Annotated in this window: 26 protein-coding genes; 16 read left to right on the top strand and 10 right to left on the bottom strand. The window is 68.6% G+C overall.

The features are described 5' to 3' along the window. Nucleotides 1-43 precede the first annotated feature (43 nt). Nucleotides 44-1,042 (top strand): DMT family transporter, encoded by a 999-nt coding sequence (locus KEC56_RS10130; protein WP_227530955.1) that lies wholly within the window; start codon nucleotides 44-46, stop codon nucleotides 1,040-1,042. Between the two features lie 3 nt (nucleotides 1,043-1,045). Here the strand turns inward: KEC56_RS10130 and pgl are convergent, their stop codons facing one another. Genes pgl through tkt form a run of 6 tightly spaced genes read right to left on the bottom strand, consistent with a single transcriptional unit; the run spans nucleotide 1,046 to nucleotide 9,153 of the window. Continuing rightward, on the bottom strand, nucleotides 1,046-1,825 hold the full coding sequence (gene pgl / locus KEC56_RS10135) for a 6-phosphogluconolactonase (RefSeq protein ID WP_227530859.1): 780 nt from the start codon (nucleotides 1,823-1,825) through the stop codon (nucleotides 1,046-1,048). Nucleotides 1,826-1,830: 5 nt separating this feature from the next. Then, complete coding sequence (locus KEC56_RS10140) at nucleotides 1,831-2,766, bottom strand: glucose-6-phosphate dehydrogenase assembly protein OpcA (protein WP_227530860.1); 936 nt, start codon at nucleotides 2,764-2,766, stop codon at nucleotides 1,831-1,833. Then, entirely contained in the window at nucleotides 2,763-4,310 is a 1,548-nt protein-coding gene (gene zwf, locus KEC56_RS10145) for a glucose-6-phosphate dehydrogenase (RefSeq protein ID WP_227530861.1), read from the bottom strand. Before zwf ends, KEC56_RS10140 begins: the two co-directional genes overlap by 4 nt. A gap of 27 nt (nucleotides 4,311-4,337) precedes the next feature. Then, nucleotides 4,338-5,945 (bottom strand): phosphoglucose isomerase-related protein, encoded by a 1,608-nt coding sequence (locus KEC56_RS10150; protein ID WP_227530862.1) that lies wholly within the window; start codon nucleotides 5,943-5,945, stop codon nucleotides 4,338-4,340. Beyond that, nucleotides 5,942-7,054: a transaldolase gene (tal, locus tag KEC56_RS10155; protein ID WP_175988219.1), complete on the bottom strand. Its 1,113-nt coding sequence runs from the start codon at nucleotides 7,052-7,054 to the stop codon at nucleotides 5,942-5,944. The genes KEC56_RS10150 and tal overlap by 4 nt, the downstream gene beginning before the upstream one ends. Continuing rightward, complete coding sequence (tkt, locus tag KEC56_RS10160) at nucleotides 7,051-9,153, bottom strand: transketolase (protein WP_264675230.1); 2,103 nt, start codon at nucleotides 9,151-9,153, stop codon at nucleotides 7,051-7,053. The genes tal and tkt overlap by 4 nt, the downstream gene beginning before the upstream one ends. A 213-nt stretch (nucleotides 9,154-9,366) precedes the next feature. On the opposite strand from tkt, the gene KEC56_RS10165 reads away from it, so the two are divergent. Further along, nucleotides 9,367-10,281, top strand: coding sequence for a heme o synthase (locus KEC56_RS10165; protein WP_372456271.1), 915 nt, complete (start codon nucleotides 9,367-9,369; stop codon nucleotides 10,279-10,281). Here KEC56_RS10165 and KEC56_RS10170 read toward each other — a convergent pair. Then, nucleotides 10,227-10,679, bottom strand: coding sequence for a hypothetical protein (locus KEC56_RS10170; protein WP_227530864.1), 453 nt, complete (start codon nucleotides 10,677-10,679; stop codon nucleotides 10,227-10,229). The two genes, KEC56_RS10165 and KEC56_RS10170, sit on opposite strands and share 55 nt — an antisense overlap. A gap of 45 nt (nucleotides 10,680-10,724) precedes the next feature. Further along, entirely contained in the window at nucleotides 10,725-11,828 is a 1,104-nt protein-coding gene (locus tag KEC56_RS10175) for a COX15/CtaA family protein (protein ID WP_227530865.1), read from the bottom strand. 231 nt (nucleotides 11,829-12,059) lie between these two features. On the opposite strand from KEC56_RS10175, the gene sufB reads away from it, so the two are divergent. The 6 genes from sufB to KEC56_RS10205 are packed head-to-tail and all read left to right on the top strand — an operon-like array spanning nucleotide 12,060 to nucleotide 17,234. Next, nucleotides 12,060-13,478, top strand: coding sequence for a Fe-S cluster assembly protein SufB (gene sufB, locus KEC56_RS10180; protein WP_227530866.1), 1,419 nt, complete (start codon nucleotides 12,060-12,062; stop codon nucleotides 13,476-13,478). Between the two features lie 2 nt (nucleotides 13,479-13,480). Beyond that, a complete protein-coding gene (gene sufD, locus KEC56_RS10185) occupies nucleotides 13,481-14,635 on the top strand; it encodes a Fe-S cluster assembly protein SufD (protein ID WP_227530867.1) in 1,155 nt (384 codons plus the stop codon). Beyond that, a complete protein-coding gene (locus KEC56_RS10190; RefSeq protein ID WP_227530868.1) occupies nucleotides 14,632-14,958 on the top strand; it encodes a non-heme iron oxygenase ferredoxin subunit in 327 nt (108 codons plus the stop codon). The genes sufD and KEC56_RS10190 overlap by 4 nt, the downstream gene beginning before the upstream one ends. A 1-nt stretch (nucleotide 14,959) precedes the next feature. Beyond that, complete coding sequence (gene sufC / locus KEC56_RS10195) at nucleotides 14,960-15,730, top strand: Fe-S cluster assembly ATPase SufC (RefSeq protein ID WP_175988237.1); 771 nt, start codon at nucleotides 14,960-14,962, stop codon at nucleotides 15,728-15,730. A 9-nt stretch (nucleotides 15,731-15,739) separates the two neighbouring features. Further along, nucleotides 15,740-16,069: a metal-sulfur cluster assembly factor gene (locus KEC56_RS10200; protein WP_175988239.1), complete on the top strand. Its 330-nt coding sequence runs from the start codon at nucleotides 15,740-15,742 to the stop codon at nucleotides 16,067-16,069. A 7-nt stretch (nucleotides 16,070-16,076) separates the two neighbouring features. After that, nucleotides 16,077-17,234 carry a MalY/PatB family protein gene (locus KEC56_RS10205; RefSeq protein ID WP_227530869.1) on the top strand — a complete coding sequence of 386 codons (1,158 nt, stop codon included), beginning with the start codon at nucleotides 16,077-16,079 and terminating at the stop codon, nucleotides 17,232-17,234. A 95-nt stretch (nucleotides 17,235-17,329) separates the two neighbouring features. On the opposite strand, the gene KEC56_RS10210 is transcribed toward KEC56_RS10205, so the two are convergent. After that, nucleotides 17,330-17,566, bottom strand: a complete 237-nt coding sequence (locus KEC56_RS10210; protein ID WP_227530870.1) for a hypothetical protein — start codon at nucleotides 17,564-17,566, stop codon at nucleotides 17,330-17,332. 26 nt (nucleotides 17,567-17,592) lie between these two features. On the opposite strand from KEC56_RS10210, the gene KEC56_RS10215 reads away from it, so the two are divergent. The 3 genes from KEC56_RS10215 (at nucleotide 17,593) to KEC56_RS10225 (ending at nucleotide 20,499) form a co-directional block, all read left to right on the top strand. Then, nucleotides 17,593-19,191, top strand: coding sequence for an ABC-F family ATP-binding cassette domain-containing protein (locus KEC56_RS10215; protein ID WP_175988246.1), 1,599 nt, complete (start codon nucleotides 17,593-17,595; stop codon nucleotides 19,189-19,191). A 103-nt stretch (nucleotides 19,192-19,294) separates the two neighbouring features. After that, nucleotides 19,295-20,044: a class I SAM-dependent methyltransferase gene (locus tag KEC56_RS10220; protein WP_227530871.1), complete on the top strand. Its 750-nt coding sequence runs from the start codon at nucleotides 19,295-19,297 to the stop codon at nucleotides 20,042-20,044. Continuing rightward, nucleotides 20,041-20,499, top strand: coding sequence for a pyrimidine dimer DNA glycosylase/endonuclease V (locus KEC56_RS10225; RefSeq protein ID WP_227530872.1), 459 nt, complete (start codon nucleotides 20,041-20,043; stop codon nucleotides 20,497-20,499). The genes KEC56_RS10220 and KEC56_RS10225 overlap by 4 nt, the downstream gene beginning before the upstream one ends. A gap of 66 nt (nucleotides 20,500-20,565) precedes the next feature. On the opposite strand, the gene map is transcribed toward KEC56_RS10225, so the two are convergent. Further along, entirely contained in the window at nucleotides 20,566-21,348 is a 783-nt protein-coding gene (gene map / locus KEC56_RS10230; RefSeq protein WP_175988252.1) for a type I methionyl aminopeptidase, read from the bottom strand. 98 nt (nucleotides 21,349-21,446) lie between these two features. Here map and KEC56_RS10235 point away from each other — a divergent pair, with 98 nt between their 5' ends. From KEC56_RS10235 to KEC56_RS10255, 5 genes are all read left to right on the top strand, one after another. After that, nucleotides 21,447-21,941, top strand: a complete 495-nt coding sequence (locus tag KEC56_RS10235) for an MFS transporter permease (RefSeq protein WP_227530873.1) — start codon at nucleotides 21,447-21,449, stop codon at nucleotides 21,939-21,941. 166 nt (nucleotides 21,942-22,107) lie between these two features. Beyond that, entirely contained in the window at nucleotides 22,108-22,455 is a 348-nt protein-coding gene (gene rplS / locus KEC56_RS10240; RefSeq protein WP_175988256.1) for a 50S ribosomal protein L19, read from the top strand. A 121-nt stretch (nucleotides 22,456-22,576) separates the two neighbouring features. Continuing rightward, nucleotides 22,577-23,308: a signal peptidase I gene (gene lepB, locus KEC56_RS10245; protein WP_227530874.1), complete on the top strand. Its 732-nt coding sequence runs from the start codon at nucleotides 22,577-22,579 to the stop codon at nucleotides 23,306-23,308. Then, complete coding sequence (rnhB, locus tag KEC56_RS10250) at nucleotides 23,305-23,964, top strand: ribonuclease HII (protein ID WP_175988260.1); 660 nt, start codon at nucleotides 23,305-23,307, stop codon at nucleotides 23,962-23,964. The genes lepB and rnhB overlap by 4 nt, the downstream gene beginning before the upstream one ends. A gap of 19 nt (nucleotides 23,965-23,983) precedes the next feature. Next, nucleotides 23,984-24,310 (top strand): DUF2469 family protein, encoded by a 327-nt coding sequence (locus tag KEC56_RS10255; protein ID WP_175988262.1) that lies wholly within the window; start codon nucleotides 23,984-23,986, stop codon nucleotides 24,308-24,310. Nucleotides 24,311-24,316 lie beyond the last annotated feature (6 nt).

Raw genomic sequence — 24,316 nt, forward strand, 5'->3', positions numbered from 1 at the left:
TCGCATCGCCGGGTAAGGTTCTACTGTGAGCGCGGGGGTGTGGATGTCGGTGGAGGAGGTCAGCGATCAGCTGGTCGGGGCGTTCCAGAACCCGGCACTGCTGCTCGGCATCCCGCTGGCTCTCGCCGGTGCCGTCTTCATGTCTCTCGGAGCGCAGTACCAGCACCGCGGCGTCACCAAGGTGGAGCGCCTGAGCGGCTCTGCCGGCACGAGCGGGCTCAGCTTCGATCAGATCAAGGGGCTGCTCACCCGCCCGTCCTGGATCCTCGGCACGCTCATGCTCGGGCTCGCGATCGTCTGCCAGTTGTCCGCGCTCGCGATCGCGCCCCTCATCGTCGTGCAGCCGCTCGGCGCGATCGCCCTCGTGATCACGACGCTCCTCAACGCCCGCGTCTCCGGACACACGCCGACCAGGCGCTCGTTGACCTCGATCTTTGCCTGCGTCGGCGGGATCTTCCTGTTCGTCTTCCTCGCCGCGATCTTCGCCACGGAGAAGGACGTCACGACCGAGAACCTGTTCGTGATCCTCACGACGCTGCTCGTCGTGATCATCGTCCTCGGCGCGTGCTGGCTGATCCTGCGCCACCGCATGCGCGCGCTGTTCTACGTGATCGGAGCGGGCGTTCTGTACGGCTTCGTCGCCACGCTCGCCAAGGTCATCATCAAGCGCCTGCAGGCGGAGAACTTCGACTGGCTCACGCTCGTCTGCGTGATAGCGCTGGTCGCGGCAGCCGCTGTCGGCGCCTACTTCGTGCAGACGGCGTACAGCTCCGGCCCGCCCGACCTGGTGATCGCCGGCCTCACCGTCGTCGACCCGATCGTCGCCGTCGTCATCGGCATCCTCGTTCTGGGCGAGGCCGCTGCGGCACCGGTGTGGGCGCTCATCGCCTTCGTCGCCATAGGCGCGGTCGCGGTGTGGGGCGTCGTCGGACTCGCGCGCTACCACCCGCAGGTGCTCAGCGAGAGTCAGGAGCTCGGCATCACGCGCGGCAGCGACGGCGAAGCGGGCGACCCCTCGACGGGCCCAGGGATCGGGCGCTGACGCTCAGTAGGCCTGATCGATGAGGTCCTCCGGGACCTCGGCGGCCGCGGCCTCGTCCACGAAGAACACCGTGCGCTTGCGGCCCTTCGCCCCTGCCACGGGCACGTTCGTGTAGCTCGCGCCGGCCAGCGCCAGGCCCAGCGCCGATGCCTTGTCGGCTCCCGTCAGCACCAGCCACACGCGCTTGGACGCGTTCAGCACGGGGCGCGTGAGGGTGACGCGCTCGGCGGGCGACTTGGGGGAGTCGCGGACGGGGAGCACCGCGGCATCCGTCGCCGTCACCTCCGCGCGGTCGGGGAACAGGGAGGCGATGTGACCGTCCGCACCGACTCCGAGGAAGCACACGGCGAACGACGGCCACGCCTCGCCCTCCCCGCCGAAGCGGGCGAGCTCGGCCGCGTACGCGGCCGCCGCCTCGTCGAGCGTGAGCCCGCTGTCGGATGCAGCGACCTCGTGCACGTTCCCGGCGGGCACCTCGATGTGATCGAGCAGCGCCCGGCGGGACTGCACGGCGTTGCGGTCATCGTCGTCGTGCGCGACGAACCTCTCGTCGCCCCACCAGAAGTGCACCAGCGACCAGTCGATCTGCGGGGTCTTCGGGTGCTCGGCGACGGCCTGCAGCACGGCGGCGCCCGTGGTGCCGCCGCTGAGCGCGACGTGGGCGATCCTACCGTTGCGGGTGCGCGTCTTCACCCGTGTGAGGAAACGATCGGCGACCCGCGCGACCACGGCTGCCGAGGTCTGCTCGATGACGACGACCTTGTCGGCGGACGATGCTTCCATGCACCTTACGCTACCGTCTCGGGCGGCTCGAGCTGCTCCCAACCCTCGGTGATGACCCGGCCGTAGAGCACGTCGGGGTCCAGACGCCGCAACTCCTCGGCCAGGCACTCCCGCAGCGTGCGCCGGGGAAGCACGAGGTCGTGGTCGGGCTGACCCGGCTGCGTCAGCACAGCGACACCGGGCACAGGACGCTCGAGGAGGATGTCGCCGGAGGCACGCGTGAGTCGCACCGACTTGATGCCGTCCGACCAGGCCGACGGCGACTCGTACACCCAGTGCACGGGCACCTGGAGCGCGAGCTTCAGCCAGGCCGCGAGCAGCGCGGTCGACGGGGAGTCCGCCGCGCCGCGCACCTCGACCGCCGTGACGGACTCGAACGGCGGCTGGTCGAGCACCGCGGCCAGTTGCTCTCGCCAGCGCGTGAGCCGCGTCCATGCGAGATCCGTGTCGCCGGGCGCGTGCGTCCGGCCGCGCAGGGCCAGCCGGTCGCGGACATCGGGCGTCGTCGCAGCATCCGTGATGCGACGCTGGGCGATGCGCCCCAGCGGCGACGAAGCGGGGTCGGACGGCGCCTCATCGGGCCACCAGGCGACCACAGGGGCGTCGGGCAGGAGAAGCCCGGTGATCAGGCTCTCCTCGTTGCTCGCGGCATCCCCATAGGCCTGGAGGACGATGACCTCGCTCGCACCCGCGTCCCCGCCGATGCGGATCTGCGCGTCGAGGTGCGCCTCGCCCTCGCCGGTGGTCAGCACGATCACGCGCATCGGATGCTCGCGCGAGGCATCGTTGGCAGCGTCGATCGCCGCCTCTGCGACGCCGTTGCGCGCCGAGATGACGAGGGTGAGCACGCGGCCGAGAGCGACGGCGCCGCCCTCTTCGCGCACCTTGACGAGCTGCTTGGCGACCTGGCTGACGGTCGTGTCGGGAAGGTCGATGATCACGGTCGTCTCCAGACTCGTCCGTCGCGGGCAAGGAGGGCGTCGGCGGATACCGGGCCCCAGGAGCCGGGGGCGTACTGCTCGAGCGGTCCGCCCTGCGCGGCCCAGTGCTCCTCCACCGGGTCGAGGATCTTCCAGCTCAGCTCCACCTCCTCATGGCGGGGGAACAACGGCGGGTCGCCCAGCAGCACGTCGAGGATCAGCCGCTCGTACGCCTCGGGACTCGCCTCGGTGAAGGCGTGGCCGTAGCCGAAGTCCATCGTCACATCGCGGACGTTGGTGCCGGGGCCGGGGACCTTCGACCCGAAGCGGATCGTCACGCCCTCATCGGGCTGGACGCGGATCACCAGAGCGTTCTTGCCGAGCTCAGCGGCGTTCCCGCGGCCGAACAGGTGCTCGGGCGCCCGGTTGAACACCACGGCGATCTCGGTGACGCGCCGGCCCAGGCGCTTGCCGCTGCGCAGGTAGAACGGCACGCCGGCCCAGCGGCGATTGGCGATCTCGAGCTTGATCGCGGCGTACGTCTCGGTGATGGACTCGGGGTTCATCCCGTCCTCTTCGAGGAAGCCGACCACCTTCTGGCCGCCCTGCCAGCCGCCTGCGTACTGTCCGCGAGCCGTCGCGGTCGACAGGTCCTCGGGCAGCGTGACGGCGGCGAGCACCTTCTCCTTCTCCGCGCGCAGGTTCTCGGCGGAGAGGCTGATGGGCTCCTCCATCGCGGTGAGCGCGAGCAGCTGGAGCAGGTGGTTCTGGATGACATCGCGGGCGGCGCCGATGCCGTCGTAGTAGCCGGCGCGGCCGCCGACGCCGATGTCCTCGGCCATCGTGATCTGCACGTGGTCGACGTAGTTGCGGTTCCAGATCGGCTCGTACAGCGCGTTGGCGAAGCGCAGCGCGAGGATGTTCTGAACCGTCTCCTTGCCGAGGTAGTGGTCGATGCGGAAGATCGAGTCCGCCGGGAACGCGACCTCGAGCGCCTCGTTCAGGGCCCTGGCCGACTCCAGGTCGTGACCGAACGGCTTCTCGATGACGACGCGGCGCCACTGGTCTTCGCCGCGATCCTCGCCGACGAGCCCCGATTCCTTCAGCTGCTTCGCGACGAGCGGGAACGCCTTCGGCGGGATCGACAGGTAGTACGCGTGATTGCCCATCGTGCCGCGTTCGACGTCGAGCTTCTCGACGGTTTCGCGGAGCTTCGCGAACGACTCCGGATTGTCGAACTCGCCTGAGACGAAACGGATGCCCTGGAGCAGCTGCTTCCAGGTGTCCTCGCGGAACTCGGTGCGCGCGTGCTCCTTGACGGCCTCGTAGACGACCTGGGCGAAGTCCTGGTCCTCCCAGTCGCGTCGGGCGAAGCCGACCAGCGCGAAACCAGGGGGCAGCAGCCCCCGGTTCGCGAGGTCGTACACGGCCGGCATGAGCTTCTTGCGGGACAGATCGCCGGTCACACCGAAGATCACCAGCGCGCTGGGCCCTGCGATTCGGTTGAGACGGCGGTCATCGGGATCGCGCAGCGGGTTGTGGCCGCGTGAGACGGGAACGGTCATCGGTGGGGGGATGCTCCTGGTCGTGGACTACTTCTGGGCGGCTTCGAACAGCGCCAGCACGTCTGCCGAGTCGTCGGAGATGGTCAGCGACACGACCGGGCGGCCGTGCTCTGCGAGAACGCCGGCGTCGCCGGCGGCCTGTGCCTGGATGAGCTGCCCGAACGTGAACGGCCGCCCGGGGATCTCGAGGTCGACATCGGTGCGCTCCAGGATCTGCAGGTACACGCCCTGTGCCGGTCCGCCCTTGTGGTACTGGCCGGTCGAGTGCAGGAAGCGCGGGCCCCATCCGAACGTGGTCGGCCGACCGGAGTCAGCCGCGACCAGTTCGCGCAGGCCCTGCAGCTGCGGCAGCTCGAGACGGTTCACATACGCCTGGATCGAGACGTACCCGTCCTCGGGAAGGCGTGCCCACAGGGCGTCCATGACGGCCTCGATGTTCTCGGATTCGGCCAGTGCCGGATCCGAGACGCGCACCTCGATGCCATCCTGCACGAACGCCGGCTCGGTCGGCTCGGGGCGGGCGTCCAGAAGGCCGCGTGCGGCCACCTTCGCCGACTCGACGTCGGGCTGATCGAACGGGTTGATGCCGAGCAGGTAGCCGGCGATCGCGGTGGCGTACTCCCAGACGATGAAGTTCGCGCCCAGCGAGCCGCTCACGAGGATCTCGCCCTCGTGCCGTTCGCGCAGGTGGAACTCGTTCGCGTCGTCGACGAGCCGCGCGATCTGCAGGTCTGCGGGGACGTCGTCGAGCTCGGGGGAGACCGGCAGGAGCACGACGGGAAGGATGCCCGTGCCGTCCTTGCCTGTGGACTCGGCGATGAGCTGCTCGATCCAGTCCGGCAGGCCCACGATGTGCGTGCCGTCGGTCACGAGCCCGAGCTTGTCGCGGCGGGGGTCCGTGGCCGCGATGGCCGCACCGAGGCGCAGTGCCGGGTTATCGGCCTGATCGACGGCGACCTGCAGCATCGTGGCCTCGGCCTCGTCGAGGAGTTCGGCGATGTCGACCCCGGCGAGGCCCGACGGGACGAGCCCGAACGCCGTCAGTGCCGAGTAGCGGCCGCCGACGTTCGGGTCGGCGTTGAAGACGCGGTAGCCGGCCTCGCGTGCGTACGCATCGAGCGGGGAACCGGGGTCGGTCACGACGACGATGTGCTCGACCGGGTCGACGCCGATGTCGCGGAACGCGGCTTCGAACGTGCGGCGCTGCGAGTCTGTCTCGACGGTCGAGCCGGACTTCGATGACACGACGAGCACGGTGGCGGCGAGGTCGTCGTCGAGGGCGGCGAGCACCTGACCGGGGGCGGTCGAGTCGAGGATCGTCAGCGGCACGCCGGCCGTCTGGGCGATGACCTCCGGCGCGAGCGAGGATCCGCCCATGCCTGCCAGCACCACCCGGGTCACGCCCTTGTCGCGCAGGTCGTCGCGCAGCGCGACGATCTCGTCGACGAGCGGACGAGAGACCGACACGGCCTCGACCCAGCCGAGGCGCTTCGCGGCCTCTTCCTCGGCCGCAGGACCCCACAGCGTGGAGTCGAACGCGGTGATGCGCGAGGCGATGAGGTCGCTGACCAGCTGCGGGACGACCGCGTCGATCGCGGCCTTCGCCGCCCCGGATGCGTGGATCGAGAAGGTCATCGCTGGGCCTCGAGCGCCTCGGCGACCTGGGTGAGCAGGTCGTGCCAGGAGTCGATGAACTTCGCGACGCCCTCGTCCTCGAGCACCTGGGTGACGTCGGCGAAGTCGACGCCGACCTTCTCGAGTCCGGCGAAGACCTCGCGGGCCTCGTCGTAGCGGCCGGTGATGGTGTCGCCGGTGACGACGCCGTGGTCGAACGTGGCTTCGAGAGTCTTCTCGGGCATCGTGTTCACGACGCCCCGGGCGACGAGCTCGGTCACGTAGAGGGTGTCGGGGAGAGCCGGGTCCTTGACGCCGGTGGACGCCCACAGCGGGCGCTGCAGGCTCGCGCCGGCATCCAGCAGCGCCTTGGCGCGGTCGCCCGCGAACGTCTTCTCGAAGAGCTCGTAAGCGAGTCGGGCGTTGGCGAGCCCGGCCTTGCTCTTGAGAGCGAGTGCCTCGTCGGTGCCGATCGCGGTCAGGCGCTTGTCGGTCTCGGTGTCGACGCGCGACACGAAGAAGGAGGCCACGGACTGGATCGTCGACAGGTCGATGCCGGCGTCCTTCGCGGACTCGAGACCCGTCAGGTACGCGTCGATGACCTCGGCGTAGCGCTCGAGGCTGAAGATCAGCGTGACGTTGACGCTGATCCCGGCGCCGATGGCCTGCGCGATCGCGGGGAGCCCGGCCTTGGTGGCGGGGATCTTCACGAGGAGGTTCGGTCGGTCGATCTTCGCCCAGAGCTCCTTCGCCTGCGCGACGGTTCCCTCGGTGTCGTGCGCGAGGTCGGGGGAGACCTCGATCGACACGCGGCCGTCGACGTGCCCCGAGGCCTCCCACACGGGGCGGAAGACGTCGAGCGCTGCGGCGACGTCCTGCGTGGTGGCCGCGAACACAGCCTCCTCGGCGCTGGCGCCGGACGCTGCGAGCTCGGTGACCTGAGCGTCGTACGAGGTGTTGTTCTTGTCGGTGATGGCGTTCGCGAAGATCGTCGGGTTCGTGGTGACGCCGGTCACGTTGCGCGACTCGATCAGCTCGGCGAGGTTGCCCGAGTCGATGCGGCTGCGGGAGAGGTCGTCGAGCCAGATGCTGACGCCGGCATCGTGAAGCTGAGAGGTGGGGGTGCTCATGCGTTCTCCTTGATGGTCTCGCGGGCCGCCTCGACGACGGCTTCGGCGGTGATGCCGAACTTCTGGAACAGGGTCTTGTAGTCGGCGGAGGCGCCGAAGTGGTCGATGGCGACCGAGCGTCCGGTGTCTCCGACGATGCCGCGCCAGGTCAGGGCGGAACCCGCCTCGACGGAGACGCGCGCCTTCACCGCGGCCGGCAGCACCGATTCGCGGTACGCGGCATCCTGCTCGTCGAACCACTCCAGCGACGGAGCGGACACGACGCGGGCGTTCACGCCCTCTGCCGCGAGGGTCTCGCGCGCCGTGACGGCGAGCTGGACCTCGGAACCGGTGGCGATCAGGATGACATCCGGAGTGCCGCTCGGGGCCTCCGCGAGCACGTAGGCGCCCTTGGTGGCGTTGTCGGCGGAGGCGAACACGTCACCGGATGCCGTGCCGTCGCCGCGCCCGAACACCGGGATGTTCTGACGGGTCAGCGCGATGCCGGCGGGTCCGGCGTGGCGGCGCAGCAGCTCGAGCCAGACGACCGAGGTCTCATTCGCGTCGGCGGGCCGCACGACGGTGAAGTTCGGGATCGCGCGGAGCGTCGCGAGCTGCTCGATCGGCTGGTGGGTCGGGCCGTCCTCGCCGAGGGCGACGGAGTCGTGGGTCCAGACGAAGATGCTCGGGATGTTCATCAGAGCTGCCAGGCGCACGGCAGGGCGCATGTAGTCGCTGAAGATCAGGAACGTGCCGCCGAACGCGCGGGTCGGACCGTGCAGCACGATGCCGTTGACGATCGCGCCCATCGCGTGCTCGCGGATGCCGAAGTGCAGCACCCGGCCGTACGGGTTGCCCGACCACTCGTGGGTCGACCACTCGGACGGGATGAACGAGGGCGCGTCCTTGATGGTGGTGAGGTTGGACTCGGCGAGGTCTGCCGAACCGCCCCACAGCTCGGGGAGCTCTGCGGCGAGGGCGTTGATGACCTGACCGGAGGCCGCGCGGGTCGAGACGTCCTTGCCGGCCTCGAATGCGGGGAGCGCGGCCTGGATGCCGTCGGGCAGCGCGTGCTCCTCGAGACGATCCAGCAGCGCCTTGCGCTCGGGGTTCGCCTCGGCCCACGCGTCGAACGACTTCTGCCATTCCGCCCGCTCGGCCGCAGCGCGCTCCGCGAGTGCACGGGTGTGCTCGATGATGTCGTCGGCGACGACGAAGCTCTGCTCCGGGTCGAAGCCGAGCACCTTCTTGGTCGCGGCGAGCTCGTCGGCGCCGAGGGCGGAGCCGTGGATCTTGCCGGTGTTCTGCTTGCCGGGCGAGGGCCAGCCGATGATCGTCTTCAGGATGATCAGCGATGGCTTGGACGTCTCGCCCTTCGCGGCCTCGAGCGCGGCGTGCAGTTCCGCGACGTCCTCGACGTACTCGCCGGTCTTCTTCCAATCGACCGTCTGCACCTGCCAGCCGTACGCCTCGTAGCGCTTCGCGACGTCCTCGGTGAACGCGACGTTCGTGTCGTCCTCGATCGAGATCTGGTTCGAGTCGTAGATCGCGATCAGGTTGCCCAGCTGCTGGTGCCCGGCGAGCGAGCTCGCCTCGCTCGTGACGCCCTCCTGCAGGTCGCCGTCACTGGCGATCACGTACACGAAGTGGTCGAACGGGCTGGTGCCCGCGGGGGACTCGGGGTCGAACAGCCCGCGCTCGTACCGGGCGGCATAGGCGAAGCCGACCGCGGAGGCCAGGCCCTGACCCAGGGGGCCGGTCGTGATCTCGACGCCCTTGGTGTGGCCGTACTCGGGGTGGCCGGGAGTGAGCGAACCCCACGTGCGCAGCGCCTTGAGGTCGTCGAGCTCGAGACCGAAGCCGCCCAGGTACAGCTGCACGTACTGCGTGAGCGACGAGTGCCCAGCGGAGAGGATGAAGCGGTCGCGGCCCAGCCAGTCGACGTCGCTGGGGTCGTGGCGCAGCACTCGCTGATACAGCAGATACGCGGCCGGAGCCAGGCTCATCGCGGTTCCTGGGTGACCGTTGCCGACCTTCTCGACGGCATCCGCCGCCAGAACCCGTGCGGTGTCCACCGCGCGTCGATCGATCTCAGCCCACTGCAGTTCGGTCACGGTCATGCCCCTTCCAACGACATTCGAAGGCGCCCGATTCCCTGGCGCATCCGCATCGTCACGGACAGGTGCGCAGCGCCGGGCGCGCGAGTGGTTTCAGCTTAGACCCGCGGCGGACCCAGGGCGATGACATTTCATTCCGTTGCCGCACGATCGCAGCCAGCACCCCTGCACTAGACTGGTGGGGTAGTCGGAGTGTGCGCGGAGGAGGCGATCGATATCTCTACGATGTCGCAGACGACGGCGGTGAAGCGGACGATCGGCAGCACTGTCAAGGCGTACGTCTCTCTGACGAAACCCCGCGTGATGGAGCTCCTCCTCGTCTCCACCGTTCCGGTGATGTTCCTGGCTCAGGGCGGCATGCCCGACCTCTGGCTCGTCGTCGCGACCGTGATCGGCGGCGCGATGAGCGCTGGCTCTGCCGCGTCGTTCAACATGTACATCGACCGCGACATGGACGCGCAGATGCACCGCACGGAGAACCGGCCGCTGGTCACGGGGGAGATCACGCCCCGCGCCGCGCTGATCTTCTCGTGGGTGCTCGCCGTCGCATCCACCGTCTGGCTGTGGCTGACCACGAACTGGTTGACGACGGCGCTCTCGGTCGCCGCGATCTTCTTCTACGTCGTGATCTACACGCTGATCCTCAAGCGCCGCACCGAGCAGAACATCATCTGGGGCGGGATCGCCGGCTGCTTCCCCGTCGTGATCGGATGGTCCGCCGTCACGGAGGATCTGGCGTGGCCCGCGATCGTGCTGTTCGCGCTCGTCTTTCTGTGGACGCCTGCGCACTACTGGCCGCTGTCCATGAAGTACCGCGACGACTACTCGGGTGCGGATGTGCCGATGCTCGGTGTCACGCGCAACGCGTCGCAGGTGGGGTTGCAGGTCATCCTCTACGCATGGGCGACGGTCGCCTGCTCGCTCCTGCTGATTCCCGTCGCCGGCATGGGCCTGGTCTACACGGCTTCCGCGCTCGTCTTCGGCGGCTGGTTCATCTACGAGTCGCACCGCCTGTACGACCAGGCGGTGCGAGGCTCGAAACCGCGCCCGATGCGCGTCTTCCATGCGTCGATCAGCTACTTGACGCTGATCTTCCTCGCGGTCGCGATCGATCCGCTGCTGCCGTTCTGATCCTCTGATCCATCCTCGGGCGCATCGTCGCCGTCCGTCGGCGCCTCCGCGGCGTCCGGCGCGGGCTCCATGGCGTCGTCGGAGGCTGGAGCCTCGTCGTCCGCCGTCCAGTCGATCGGCTCGACGACGACGGGGGCGGCCGGGATCAGGCTCTTCGCTGCGGCGAGCACGAGGGCGAGCAGAACGCCGAGGACGCCTGCGCCGAGGATCGCCGCACCGGCCGTGATCCACGCCTGACCGACGTAGACCTCGACGTTCGTCGCGGTTCCGTCGAGCAGCGTCGTCTGCATCGTCGTCGCGTTGTCCCACACGAGCCAGCCGCCCACGGTCGCCGATGCGACCGAGAGGGCGAGCAGCAGCCAGTACGGGATGCTTCGGGTCAGTGACTTGTTGAACATGCGTGCCAGCATCCACACTCTTCTGATGCGCGCACGATGTGTGGGCTATGCGTCGGCTGAGCGGACCCGCTTCAACCGGAGCACGACGACGGTGTACGCCGCCGCGGTCAGCGAGGCGAGCACCATGTGGATGCCGACGAGGATCTCCGGCAGCCCCTCGCGGGCCTGCCAGACGCCGACGGCGATCTGCACGGCGATCGCGATCGCCAGCACGAGCAGCCAGCGTCGCGGCTCGAGGCGCAGCATCCACGCGGAGACCATCAGCGCGGCGACGAGCGCGGCGAGGATGTACCCCGGCCACGAGTGCACGTGCGCGAGCACAGTGGCGTCGAATCCGTCGCGGATGACGTTCGCATCGCCCGAGTGCGGCCCGGACCCCGTCGTGAGGACTCCGAAGAAGATGGTCGCGGCCAGCGCCAGGCCGGTGACGTGGGAGAGGATCGCGAACCAGCGGGGCACTGCGCGAACGCGGGGGCCTGCCGGATCGTGCATGCGCACGAGGTAGGCGGCGGTGACGCACACGAGCAGCAGCGAGGAGGCGTAGTGGAAGCCGACGATGAATGCATTCAAGTCGGTGATGACGGCCAGGCCCCCGACGACGGCCTGCGCCATGACGCCCGCCAGGACGATCCACGCGAGCACGACGAGATCGCGTCGCCGCTCCGCGCGCCGCACCGAGTCGACCGCGGCGACGAGGACGGACACGAGGAGGGCTCCGGAGAGGAACCCGAACGCGGGCAGGCCGAACGGATCGGTGATGAAGTAGGCGGCGAGCCCTGCCGCGATGCCGCCGACGGCGAACCAGACCGCGCGCATGACGAGGGCCCGGCCGCCCACGGCTCCGAGCGTCAGGAGCAGGACGGCGAGGGCGAGCAGGCCGACGACGCCGGTCATGGTGCGATTGGCGAACTCGATGATGCCGTGGACGCCCTGCACCTCGTAGATCGGCACGAGCGACTCCGGGGTGCACAGCGGCCACTCCGAGCAACCGAGTCCCGAACCGGTCAGACGCACGGCGCCGCCGGTGCCGATGATGATCACCTCGGCGAGGAACGACAGCCACGCGAGCACGCGCAGCGGCCTGCCGAACACCGGCTGCAGCCGATCCGATCGCGTCGATGAGGCAGGGGGTGCGATGGTGTCGGGCATGCGTCCTCCGGCTCGCTCCTGTGCATGCGGGCGCGGCCCGGTTGCCAGGGGGAACCTGTAGAATCGGATTGTGGTGATGTGCGCGCTGAGCGCGAAGCGTATCACTGACAGTTTAGGCGCGAAGAATGCGTCCGTAATGAGGCCCACCAGCGGCAGCGAACCCCACTCCCATCAGTGAGGTCCGTCATGCCGGGGCGGATGACACCGTTGAGGCCCAGCAAGGAGAGTGTGATGTCGGATGTGCTGATCGACCGCCCAGAGCTCGAAGGTCTGGGGGTGTACGAATTCGGCTGGCACGATGCGGACGCCGCGGGAGCCGTTGCCAAGCGCGGTCTCTCCGAGGATGTCGTCCGCGGCATCTCCGCGCTCAAGGACGAACCGGAATGGATGCTGAAGACCCGTCTGAAGGGCCTGCAGCTGTTCGGACGCAAGCCGATGCCGACCTGGGGGGCAGACCTCAGCGAGATCGACTTCGACAACATCAAGTACTTCGTGCGCTCCACCGAGAAGCAGGCGCAGTCCTGGGAGGAGCTCCCGGCCGAGATCCGCGAGACCTACGAGAAGCTCGGCATCCCCGAGGCCGAGCGTCAGCGCCTGGTCGCCGGGGTCGCCGCGCAGTACGAGTCCGAGGTCGTCTACCACCAGATCCGCGAGGACCTGGAGGAGCAGGGCGTGATCTTCATGGACACCGACACGGCGCTGCGCGAGCACCCCGAGTTCTTCGAGGAGTACTTCGGCACGGTCATCCCCGCCGGAGACAACAAGTTCGCAGCCCTCAACACGGCCGTGTGGTCGGGCGGATCGTTCGTGTACGTGCCCAAGGGCGTGCACGTCGAGATCCCGCTGCAGGCGTACTTCCGCATCAACACCGAGAACATGGGACAGTTCGAGCGGACGCTGATCATCGCCGATGAGGACAGCTACGTCCACTACATCGAGGGCTGCACCGCGCCGATCTACAAGTCCGACTCGCTGCACTCGGCCGTGGTCGAGATCATCGTGAAGAAGAACGCCCGCGTGCGCTACACGACGATCCAGAACTGGTCGAACAACGTCTACAACCTCGTCACGAAGCGCGCCGTCGCCCACGAGGGCGCGACCATGGAGTGGGTCGACGGCAATATCGGCTCCAAGGTGACCATGAAGTACCCGTCGATCTACCTGATGGGCGAGCACGCCAAGGGCGAGACGCTCTCGGTCGCCTTCGCCGGTCCCGGTCAGCACCAGGACGCCGGCGCGAAGATGGTGCACATGGCGCCGTACACGCAGTCGTCGATCGTCTCCAAGTCGATCGCGCGCGGCGGCGGACGCGCAGGCTACCGCGGCGAGGTCCGCGTCGACCCCTCGGCCCACCACTCCGCCAACTCCGTCGTCTGCGACGCGCTGCTCGTCGACACCCAGTCGCGCTCGGACACCTACCCGTCGATCGACATCCGGGTCGACGACGTCCAGCTCGGCCACGAGGCCACGGTCTCGAAGGTCAGCGAGGAGCAGTTGTTCTACCTGATGTCGCGGGGCCTCGAAGAGACCGAGGCGATGGCGATGATCGTGCGCGGCTTCATCGAGCCGATTGCACGCGAGCTGCCGATGGAGTACGCGATGGAGCTGAACAAGCTCATCGAGATGGGCATGGAAGGATCGGTCGGCTGAGCATGACGACTGCATACACCGAGGTCGAGCCTGCCTTCGTGCCGGTCCAGACCCGTTCTGAGCGGCCGCGTTCGTTCGACCCCGACGAGTTCGGCGCCCCGAGCGGTCGCGAGGTCAACTGGAAGCACACGCCCGTCGCACAGCTCGAGCGGCTGTTCGCACCCGCCGGCGAGAACGACGGCGTCGTCTACGACGTCGAGAGCGGCGAGCAGTTCATCGTCGCGCCCCTCGCGGCGGGTGATGCGCCGCGCGGCGAGATCTTCGTCCCGGAGGACGTCGTGGCCGCGGCCGCATGGCAGGGTACCGACGCCGCCATGCACGTGCGCATCCCCCGCGATGAGGAGGTCGCCGAACCCGTCCTCGTGACGATCACCGGGCAGGGCGCCGATAAGCGCGCCGACGCTCACATCGTGATCGAGGCCGAGGAGAACAGTTCGGCTACCGTCGTCCTGCGCCACCGAGGATCCGCCCAGTACGCGCAGAACGTCGAGATCATCGCGCGCGCCGGCTCCCGACTCACCGTCATCACGGTCCAGCGCTGGGACGACGACGCCGTGCACGCGGCATCCCACCAGGCGCGCGTCGACAAGGACGCCTTCCTCAAGCACTTCGTCATCAGCTTCGGGGGCGGCGTCGTGCGCGTGAACCCGAACGTCGAGCTCGTAGGCACCGGCTCCGAGGGCCGCCTGTACGGCCTGTCGTATGCCGACGCCGGTCAGCACCTGGAGAGCCAGGTGTACCTGCACCACAAGGGTGCCCACACCACCGGAGACGTCCTCTACAAGGGCGCGCTCCAGGGCGACGGTGCACGTAGCGTGTGGATCGGCGACGTACTGATCGGTCCGGATGCCACGGGCACGGACTCGTACCAGGCGAACCGCAACCTGGTGCTCACCGAAGGCGCGCGCGCCGATTCGATCCCGAACCTCGAGATCCAGACCGGTGACATCCAGGGCGCCGGTCACGCCAGCGCCACCGGTCGCTTCGACGACGAGCAGCTGTTCTACCTGCAGGCCCGCGGCATCTCTGAAGAAGAGGCGCGTCGACTGGTCGTGCTCGGCTTCCTCAGCGACATCGTGCAGCGCCTCGGCATCCCGGCCATCGAGGAGGAGCTACTGGCCGCGATCGAGACGGAGCTCGCGGCGGTGAACGCGTGAGCGCGCAGCGCGCGTGCGGCGTGAGCGACCTCGAGCAGGACACCCCGCTGCGCGTCGAGCTCGACGGCGTGCCGATGGCGCTCGTTCTCGACTCCGACGGTGAGATCCACGCCATCGGAGACACCTGCACCCACGGCGACATCTCGCTGTCCGAGGGCTTCGTCGAAGGCAAGACGCTGGAGTGCTGGGCTCATGGCTCGGCCTTCTCGCTGTGCACCGGCAAGCCCCTCAACCTCCCTGCTTTCGAGCCCGTCCCGGTCTACGTCGTCGAGATCGACGGCGACGACGTGCTCATCGACCCGACCGTCACGAAGGAAGTCTGAAATGTCTGTTCTCGAGATCCGCGATCTGCATGTCTCCGTCGAGACCGAGGCCGGGGCGACCCCGATCCTCAACGGCATCGACCTCACCATGAAGACCGGTGAGACCCACGCGATCATGGGCCCGAACGGCTCGGGCAAGTCGACGCTGGCATACACGATCGCCGGTCACCCGAAGTACACCGTCACGGGCGGCACCATCACGTTCGACGGCGAGGATGTGCTCGAGATGTCCGTCGACGAGCGCGCACGCGCGGGACTCTTCCTCGCGATGCAGTACCCGGTGGAGATCCCGGGCGTCACCGTGACGAACTTCCTGCGCACCGCCAAGACCGCGCTCGACGGCGAAGCGCCCTCGATCCGCTCCTGGACCAAGGACGTCAAGACCGCCATGTCGAACCTGCGCATGGACCCGAAGTTCGCGCAGCGCAACGTCAACGAGGGCTTCTCGGGCGGCGAGAAGAAGCGCCACGAGATCCTGCAGCTCGAGGTGCTGAAGCCCAAGTTCGCGATCCTCGACGAGACCGACTCCGGCCTCGACGTCGACGCGCTGAAGATCGTCTCCGAGGGTGTCAACCGCGCCAAGGAGGCCACGGGCCTGGGCGTGCTGCTCATCACGCACTACACCCGCATCCTGCGCTATATCCGTCCCGACTACGTGCACGTCGTCGTCGCGGGCAAGATCGTCGAGGAGGGCGGGCCCGAGCTCGCCGACCGCCTCGAGGAAGAGGGCTACGACCGCTTCCTCGACCCCTCGGCTCCCATCGAGGCGTAGGCTGATCGCATGACCGCGACTCTTGCCCCGGAGAAGTACGACGAGGTCACCGAAGCTCTCAAGGACGTCATGGACCCCGAGCTCGGGATCAACGTCGTCGACCTCGGCCTCATCTACGACCTGGCCTGGGACGACGAGAACGATGCGCTCGTGATCCACATGACGCTCACGAGCGCCGGATGCCCGCTGACCGACGTGCTCGAGGAGCAGACGGCGCAGGCACTGGACTCGGTCGTCGACCGCTTCCGCATCAACTGGGTGTGGATGCCGCCGTGGGGGCCCGAGCGGATCACCGACGACGGGCGCGACATGATGCGCGCGCTCGGCTTCGCCATCTGACACGGCCGTGAAGGTCGAGGCGCTTCCGCTCGAGCAGCTCCGCGAGCGCACGAGCGAGAAGTGGCGCGAGTACCCGGCCGACGTGCTGCCGCTGTTCGTCGCCGAGACGGACTTCCCACTCGCGCCGGCGATCACGGAGGCGCTCGAGCGCGCCGTACGCATCGGCGACACCGGGTACGTCGCATCGCGCACCCCGCTGGCCGAGGCGTTCGCCGGTTTCGCTGAGCGCCGGTACGGCTGGTCGCCCGACTCCGCGCGGATGCGGTCGACTGCCGACGTCAGCATGGGCATCGTCGAGATCCTGCGCCGGGTGACGAGGCCCGGCGACCGCGTCATCGTCACCACGCCGGTGTACCCGCCGTTCTTCGACCTCGTCGAGGAGGCAGGCGCTGTCGTCGAGCGGGTGCCGCTGCGCGACACGGGCAGCGAGTGGGAGCTCGACCTCGACGGCATCCGCACCGCGTTCGAGACCGGAGCGCGGGCGCTGCTGCTGTGCAACCCGCACAATCCGACCGGTACGGTGCACTCCGCCGCATCCCTCGAGTCCCTCGCCGAGATCGCCCTCGCGCACGGCGCGACCGTGGTTTCCGACGAGATCCACGCCCCGCTCGTCCAGCCGGGGACGGTCTTCACTCCGTTCCTGAACGTCTCCGACGCCGCTCGCGCGATCGGCTACGCCGTCGTCAGCGCGAGCAAGGCGTTCAACCTCGCGGGTCTCAAGTGCGCGCTGATGGTGACGGCATCCGACCAGACCGCGCGTCTGGTTCGCGGCCTGCCCGTCGAGGTGGAGTGGCGCACCGGCCAGTTCGGGATGCTCGCGGCCACCGCTGCCTTCTCCGAGCGGAGCGACCCGTGGCTGGACGGACTGCTGACGACGCTCGACGATAACCGGCGTCTGCTGGGCGATCTGCTCGCGGCGCACCTGCCCACGGCACGCTACCGGTCACCGGATGCCGGCTACCTCGCCTGGATCGACCTCACCGATCTCGGTTGGGGGACGAACCCATCCAAGCGCATCCTGCGCGAGGCGAAGGTCGCACTCCACTTCGGACCGGCGTTCGGGGTCGAGGGCGCATGCCACGTCCGGCTGAATTTCGGGACGAGTCCTGAGATCATCACCGCGGCGATCACGCGCATCGCCGCGCTGGATGTACCGGGCGCATGAGCGTCGCGACGACCCCGTCGATCTGGGATCGCGAGCGCACCGCCTCAGCCGTCCCGGCGGTCGCGGCTCACGCGCCTTCTTGATCCGCATGGGTGTCATCCTGCCACCCGCGCGGATGCGTGCCCGGCGACCTCGCTCTCGTCGTGCGGAGTCGCATCCTCGGCGGCGCGGGTGCGCCCGCGGCGACGGAAGGCGGTCACCCGATCGATCACGAGCCCGATGACGAGGGCGGCGGCGATGCCGATCACCACGTCATACTTCAGAGGGGTCTTCGGTGCGCCGTCGGCCCCGGCGGGGCGACCTATACTGGGAGGCTGGCCGTTCGGCCGCATCCCCCTTGAAGAAACGGACTTCCGCTGTGCTTGCCGTGCAGGACCTCGAGATTCGCGTGGGCGCGCGCCTCCTCATGGAGAACGTGTCGTTCCGCGTCGCCGACGGCGACAAGATCGGCCTCGTCGGGCGCAACGGCGCGGGCAAGACCACCCTGACCAAGGTGCTCGCGGGCGACGTCCTGCCCTCGGGAGGCAAGGTCACGCGCTCCGGCGAACTGGGCTATCTGCCGCAGGATCCGCGCTCCGGCGACCCCGAGATGCTCGCCAGGACCCGCATCCTCGACGCGCGTGGGCTCGGTTCGATCCAGCTCGGCATGGCGAAGGCCGCCGAGGACATGGCATCCGACGACGCAGCGGTGGCCGAGAAGGCGATGCGGAAGTTCGCGAACTTCACCGAGCGGTTCGAGTCGCTCGGCGGCTACGCGGCCGAGGCGGAGGCGGCATCCATCGCCAACAACCTCTCGTTGCCCGACCGCATCCTCGATCAGCCGCTCAAGACCCTCTCGGGTGGTCAGCGCCGGCGCATCGAGCTGGCCCGCATCCTGTTCTCGGACGCGCAGACCATGATCCTCGACGAGCCGACCAACCACCTCGACGCCGACAGCGTCGTGTGGTTGCGCGAGTTCCTCAAGGGGTACAAGGGCGGACTCATCGTCATCAGCCACGACGTCGAGCTCGTCGGCGAAACCGTGAATCGGGTGTTCTACCTCGACGCGAACCGTCAGGTCATCGACACGTACAACATGAACTGGAAGAACTACCTGCGTCAGCGCGTCGCCGACGAGGAGCGCCGCAAGAAGGAGCGCGCGAACGCCGAGAAGAAGGCGACGCAGCTGCAGATGCAGGCGGCACGGTTCGGCGCGAAGGCGTCCAAGGCGGCAGCGGCGCATCAGATGGTCGCGCGCGCCGAGAAGCTGCTGTCGGGTCTCGAGGAGGTCCGCGAGGCCGACCGCGTCGCCAAGCTCCGGTTCCCCAAGCCCGCCGCGTGCGGCAAGACGCCGCTGATGGCATCCGGCCTTTCGAAGTCGTACGGATCGCTGGAGATCTTCACGGATGTCGACCTCGCGATCGACCGCGGCTCCAAGGTCGTCGTGCTGGGCCTCAACGGTGCCGGCAAGACGACGCTGCTGCGCATGCTTGCGGGCGTCGACCAGCCCGACACCGGTCAGCTCGAGCCGGGGCACGGACTCAAGGTCGGCTACTACGCGCAGGAGCACGAGAACCTCGACGTGAACCGCTCGGTGCTCGAGAACATGGTCTCGGCAGCGCCCCACATCACCGAGACCGAGGCGCGCAAGGTCCTCGGATCGTTCCTGTTCACCGGCGACGACGTGCTCAAGCCCGCAGGCGTCCTCTCCGGCGGTGAGAAGACCCGCCTGTCGCTGGCGACGCTCGTGGTGTCGTCGGCGAACCTGCTGCTGCTCGACGAGCCGACGAACAACCTCGATCCCGCGTCCCGTGAGGAGATCCTCGGCGCGCTCGCGCACTACGAGGGCGCCGTGGTGCTCGTCTCGCACGACCCGGGTGCCGTGCAGTCGCTGAACCCCGAGCGCGTGCTCATCCTGCCCGACGGCGTGGAGGACATCTGGAGCCAGGAGTACCAGGACCTCATCGAGCTCGCATAGCGCGCAGGCGCCCCTCCCCGAACCGGTCCTTGCCCTCCGAAAACGGCGTGGCACCGCCTGTTTCGTCGCGTAGGACATGTCTCGGGCGGGGTAGCGTCGGAGCATGGCGGATCATCAGCAGCTGGCGAAGTCCTTCGAAAGCATCGGCGAGGAGTACGACCGCTACCGGCCGGGGTTCCCCGTCGCCGCGGCGGAAGAGATCGTGCCGGAGCGCGTGGATGCCGTCCTCGACCTCGGCGCAGGGACGGGCAAGTTCACCGAGCTGCTGGTCGCTCGTGCCGAACGCGTGATCGCGGTCGAGCCGTCGGTCGCGATGCTCGACGTGCTGCGGACGAAGCTGCCGGCCGTCGAGGCACTGGAGGGCGGTGCGGAGGGGATCCCGCTGCCGGACGGATCGATGGATGCCGTCACCGTCGCGCAGGCGTTCCACTGGTTCGATCGGGATGCCGCGTGCGCCCAGATCCGGCGGGTGCTGGTGCCGGGCGGGATGCTCGGTCTGCTGTGGAACCACTCCGATCCGGCATGCACATGGGATCGCGCCTGCACGCGGGTGGCGCACCCGGCCGTGACCGACGACACCGATGCGACCACGGCATCCGCCGCCGAGGAGCTTCCCGGCTTCACGTTCGACCACCGCACCGAGCTCGCCTGGTCCGAGCCGATCACCCGTGACGCGTACATCCGGCGATGGCTGACGGTCAGCAGTTTCCTCGCGGCGGACGAAGCCACACGTGCGAGCATGGTCGGCGAGCTCGAACGCATCCTCGACGCCGATCCCGAGACTGTGGGCCGCGACGAGTTCGTCCTGCCGATGGTGACCGAGGTGTTCATCTACCGCGCGGGCGCCGCATGAGGATCTGGTCGGTCCACCCGCGCCACCTCGACCGCCAGGCGCTCATCGCCTGCTGGCGGGAGACGCTGCTGGCGCAGAAGGTGCTCGTCGGCGAGACCCGCGGATACACGCGTCATCCCCAGCTGGAGCGGTTCCAGGCACAGGCAGACCCCATCGCATCCGTCGGCGTGTACCTCGAAGCGCTGGCCGATGAGGCCGACGCGCGCGGCTATCGCTTCGACCGAACCCGCATCCGCGTGGCGGGCGCAGAAGTCCCGCAGATCGACGTCACCGAAGGACAGCTCGCCCTCGAATGGCGCCACCTGCGCACCAAACTCGCCGCCCGCAGCCCTGAGGTCCTCGCTCGGTGGCAGAACCTGGCCGCGCCGGACTCGCATCCGCTGTTCCGCGTCACCCCCGGCCCGGTGGCGAGCTGGGAGCGCGCGGTTCCCCGCGAAACAGGCCCTGCCCGCTGAAACAGGCCGTGTCGGGGCCTGTCTCGGACGGCAAGACCTGTTTCGCGGAAGAAGCGAGGCGCCGAACTACTTGACGCCGAGGAAGCTGCGGTCGGTCAGGACGATCGGGCCGTCCGCGGTGATCGCCACGGTGTGCTCGGAGTGCGCCCCCCGCGAGCCGTCGGCGCTGCGCAGAGTCCAGCCGTCCTCGTCCGTGCGCAGCTCGTCGGTGGTCGCCAGGAACCAGGGCTCGAGCGCCAGCACGAGGCCGTCGCGCAGCGGGAAGCCCCGGCCGGCCCGCCCGTCGTTGGCGACGTGCGGGTCGCCGTGCATGGTGCGGCCGACGCCGTGGCCGCCGAAATCGGTGTTGATCGAGTAGCCCTCGCCGTGCGCGATCGCAGCCACTGCGGCGGAGATGTCGCCGATGCGGTTGCCCACGGTGGCGGCGGCGATCGCGGCATCCAATGCCCGTTCGGTCGTCTCGATCAGACGCAGATCCTCATCGCGAGCGGTTCCGACGACGAAAGAGACGGCGGAGTCCGCGACCCAGCCGTCGACGGCGACGGCGAAATCGAGCGAGACGAGGTCGCCGTCGCGCAGGGTGTAATCGTGGGGGAGCCCGTGCAGCACGGCGTCGTTGATCGACGTGCAGATGACCTTGCCGAACGGCCCGTTGCCGAACGAGGGGGCGTAATCGATGTAGCAGGACTCGGCACCGGCCTTGCGGATCAGATCGTGCGCCTTGCGGTCGATCGTGAGCAGGTTGGTGCCGACCTTCGTCTCGTCGCGCAGCGTCGCCAGGGTCTCGGCGACGAAACGTCCCGCAGCTCGCATCTCGTCGATCTCGGCCGGGGTGCGCAGTTCGATCATGGTGTTCCTCTCGTCCCTCCCATTCTCCCCGAGATCGCCGAGGAGTGCTCACAGCGAACATCCCGTCTGCACCAAGCGCGCGCGCCTACCATCGGAGTATGTGGTTGCGACGAGCCTTCTACCGCTGGATGTTCCCGGCCGTCGTCGTGCTGCCGCTGTGGCTGCTCCTCGGCTGGGGGATCTTCAACGCGGGCGGCTGGGCTTTCCTGTGGGTCCTGTTCATCGCCATCCCCTCGGTCTTCGTCGGGCAGCTCGCACTGACGCTGCTGCAGCGCGCGCGGCCCTCGGCCCGCGAGACCGGGGCCGCGTCCTGGTGGGACGTGCTCGGCTTCGGCGTGTGGCACGCGTTGACGATCGCGATCGGATGCTACCCGCAGACGTGGTTCCCGCTGCTGCTGACGGCTGCGATCGTCGTCGGCCTCGGGCTGTTCTGGCTGATGCTGCGGCAGCTGTGGAGCGAGGCGGGTATCGCGGGCGTCGGCATCGGCTTCCCCTCCTCGGTCACCGAGGATGCGCAGCCGGACGCCCCGCGCCGCGCGCCGGCCGACGGCGACGTGTTCGTCATCCAGGAGAAGCCCGCCTCCGAGCGCTGACGAGTTTTGGCCGACCGCCGGATCCATGGCAGAATGGTTCCTTGTGCCGTGACCGGCTCTGCCTCAGGGGAGCCCGCGTTCGCATCATGCGCCGTTCGGCACACACTTCACGTATTCCTTCCATCCATTGCATCCCGACCTGTGGCGAGTGCAGAGAGAGACGATCATGCAGATCCTGGACGCCGTCGACGCGGCTTCGCTCCGTTCCGACATTCCCGAGTTCCGTCCCGGCGACACCGTCAAGGTGCACGTCAACATCACCGAGGGCAGCCGCTCTCGTATCCAGGTCTTCCAGGGCGTCGTCATCGGCCGCCAGGGCGACGGCGTGCGCGAGACCTTCACGGTCCGCAAGATCAGCTTCCAGGTGGGCGTCGAGCGCACCTTCCCGGTGCACTCCCCGGTGATCGACCACATCGAGGTCGTCACCCGCGGTGACGTGCGTCGCGCGAAGCTCTACTACCTCCGCAACCTGCGCGGCAAGAAGGCCAAGATCAAGGAGAAGCGCGACAACTGATCGCGTCTTCCACACCAAGCACCCCGGGACACCGCGTCCCGGGGTGCTTCGTTTCATCCGGAGTGTGCGAACCTTGAAGCTGCCGTCGCCGTGCGGTGATGAGACCCACCGAAGGAATGCGATGACCACTGAATCCGCCGCGGACGCCCCGAACAAGCCGAGGCGCGGGTTCTGGATCTTCCTGCGCGATGTTCTCGTCATCATCGTCATCGCCGCGCTCGTCTCCTTCCTCGTCAAGAGCTTCGTCGTCCGCTCGTTCTACATCCCGTCCGCGTCGATGGAGAAGACGCTGATCGTCGACGACCGAATCCTCGTCGATGAGCTGACGCCACGCTGGACCGGCTACGAGCGGGGCGATATCGTCGTCTTCGCCGATCCCGGCGGGTGGCTCCCCGTGCAGCCGCAGGCTCCGCGGGGACCGGTCGTCCTGGAATGGGTCGACGGCCTGCTCACGCTCATCGGGCTCTCCTCGTCCGACAGCGAGGACCACCTCGTCAAGCGGCTGATCGGCCTGCCCGGCGACCACGTCGTGTGCTGCAACTCGCTCGGCCAGATCACGATCAACGACGCGCCGATCGACGAGCTGTCGTACCTGAACCTGCCCGACGGCGACACGGCGGCCTCGAATGAGCCGTTCGACGTCACCGTTCCCGAGAACTCGATCTGGGTGCTCGGCGACAACCGCGACCGCTCGCAGGACGCCCGCGCGCATCAGGACCTGCCCAGCGGCGGCTTCGTCCCGCTCGACAACGTGGTGGGCAAGGCGTTCCTGACCACGTGGCCGCTCGCCAGGATCGGCACGATCGACGGTCACCACGACGTCTTCAACGGCGTGCCGGACCCCGAAGAATGACCGTCGTCGCACCGCGCCTCACCCTGGAGCGCAAGCTCCTGGCCGAATACGACCTGATCATCTCGCTCGACGAGGTCGGACGAGGAGCCCTCGCGGGCCCGGTCGCGGTCGGAGCCGCAGTCATGGATGCCGCAGGCTCCCGCCGCCGCGTCCCGGAGGGCCTGCGCGATTCGAAGCTCGTGACCGAGAGGCGCCGGCCGGAGGTCGCCGCCCGCGCGGCGGCATGGGTGCAGGCTTCCTCGGTCGGCTGGGCGAGCGCCGCGGAGGTCGACGAGGTCGGCATCATGCGCGCGCTCGGCCTCGCCGCGTCCAGGGCGATCGACGCGGTGGCGGCGCAGGGCGCCGCGCTCGACGGGGCGCTGGTGATCCTCGACGGCAACCACGACTACGTCTCGCGCGTTCATCACACGCCGCTGCAGGTGCGCTCGGTCATCAAGGGCGACCGCGACTGCGCATCCGTCTCGGCGGCGTCCGTCATCGCCAAGGTCTCCAGGGACGCCCACATGGGCGATCTGCACGTCGAGCACCCGGCGTACCAGTGGGATCGCAACAAGGGGTACGCGAGTCCCGAGCATCGTGCCGCCATCCGCGAAGGAGGGCTGTCGCCGTTCCACCGCTCGTCGTGGGCGATCACGGATGCCCCGACCCTGTTCTGACTCATAGGATGGACTCATCATGGATGAAGAGGCATTCGACGACTACGACCGCGAACTCGAACTCGCGCTGTTCCGCGAGTACCGCGACGTTGTCGGTCAGTTCCAGTACGTCGTCGAGACCGAGCGGCGGTTCTACCTCGCCAACGAGGTCAACGTCGTCCGCCGCGACACCGAGCACGACTTCTACTTCGAGATCTCGATGGCCGATGTCTGGGTGTGGGACATCTACCGTGCCGACCGGTTCGTGAAGGCCGTCCGTGTGCTGACGTTCAAGGACGTCAACGTCGAGGAGCTCCAGCGCCGCGAGTTCGAGCTGCCGGAGGAGCTCTCGCTCGACGGCAACTGACTCGAG

The organism is Microbacterium tenebrionis, assembly GCF_020682665.1.
GTDB classification, from domain to species: domain Bacteria; phylum Actinomycetota; class Actinomycetes; order Actinomycetales; family Microbacteriaceae; genus Microbacterium; species Microbacterium tenebrionis.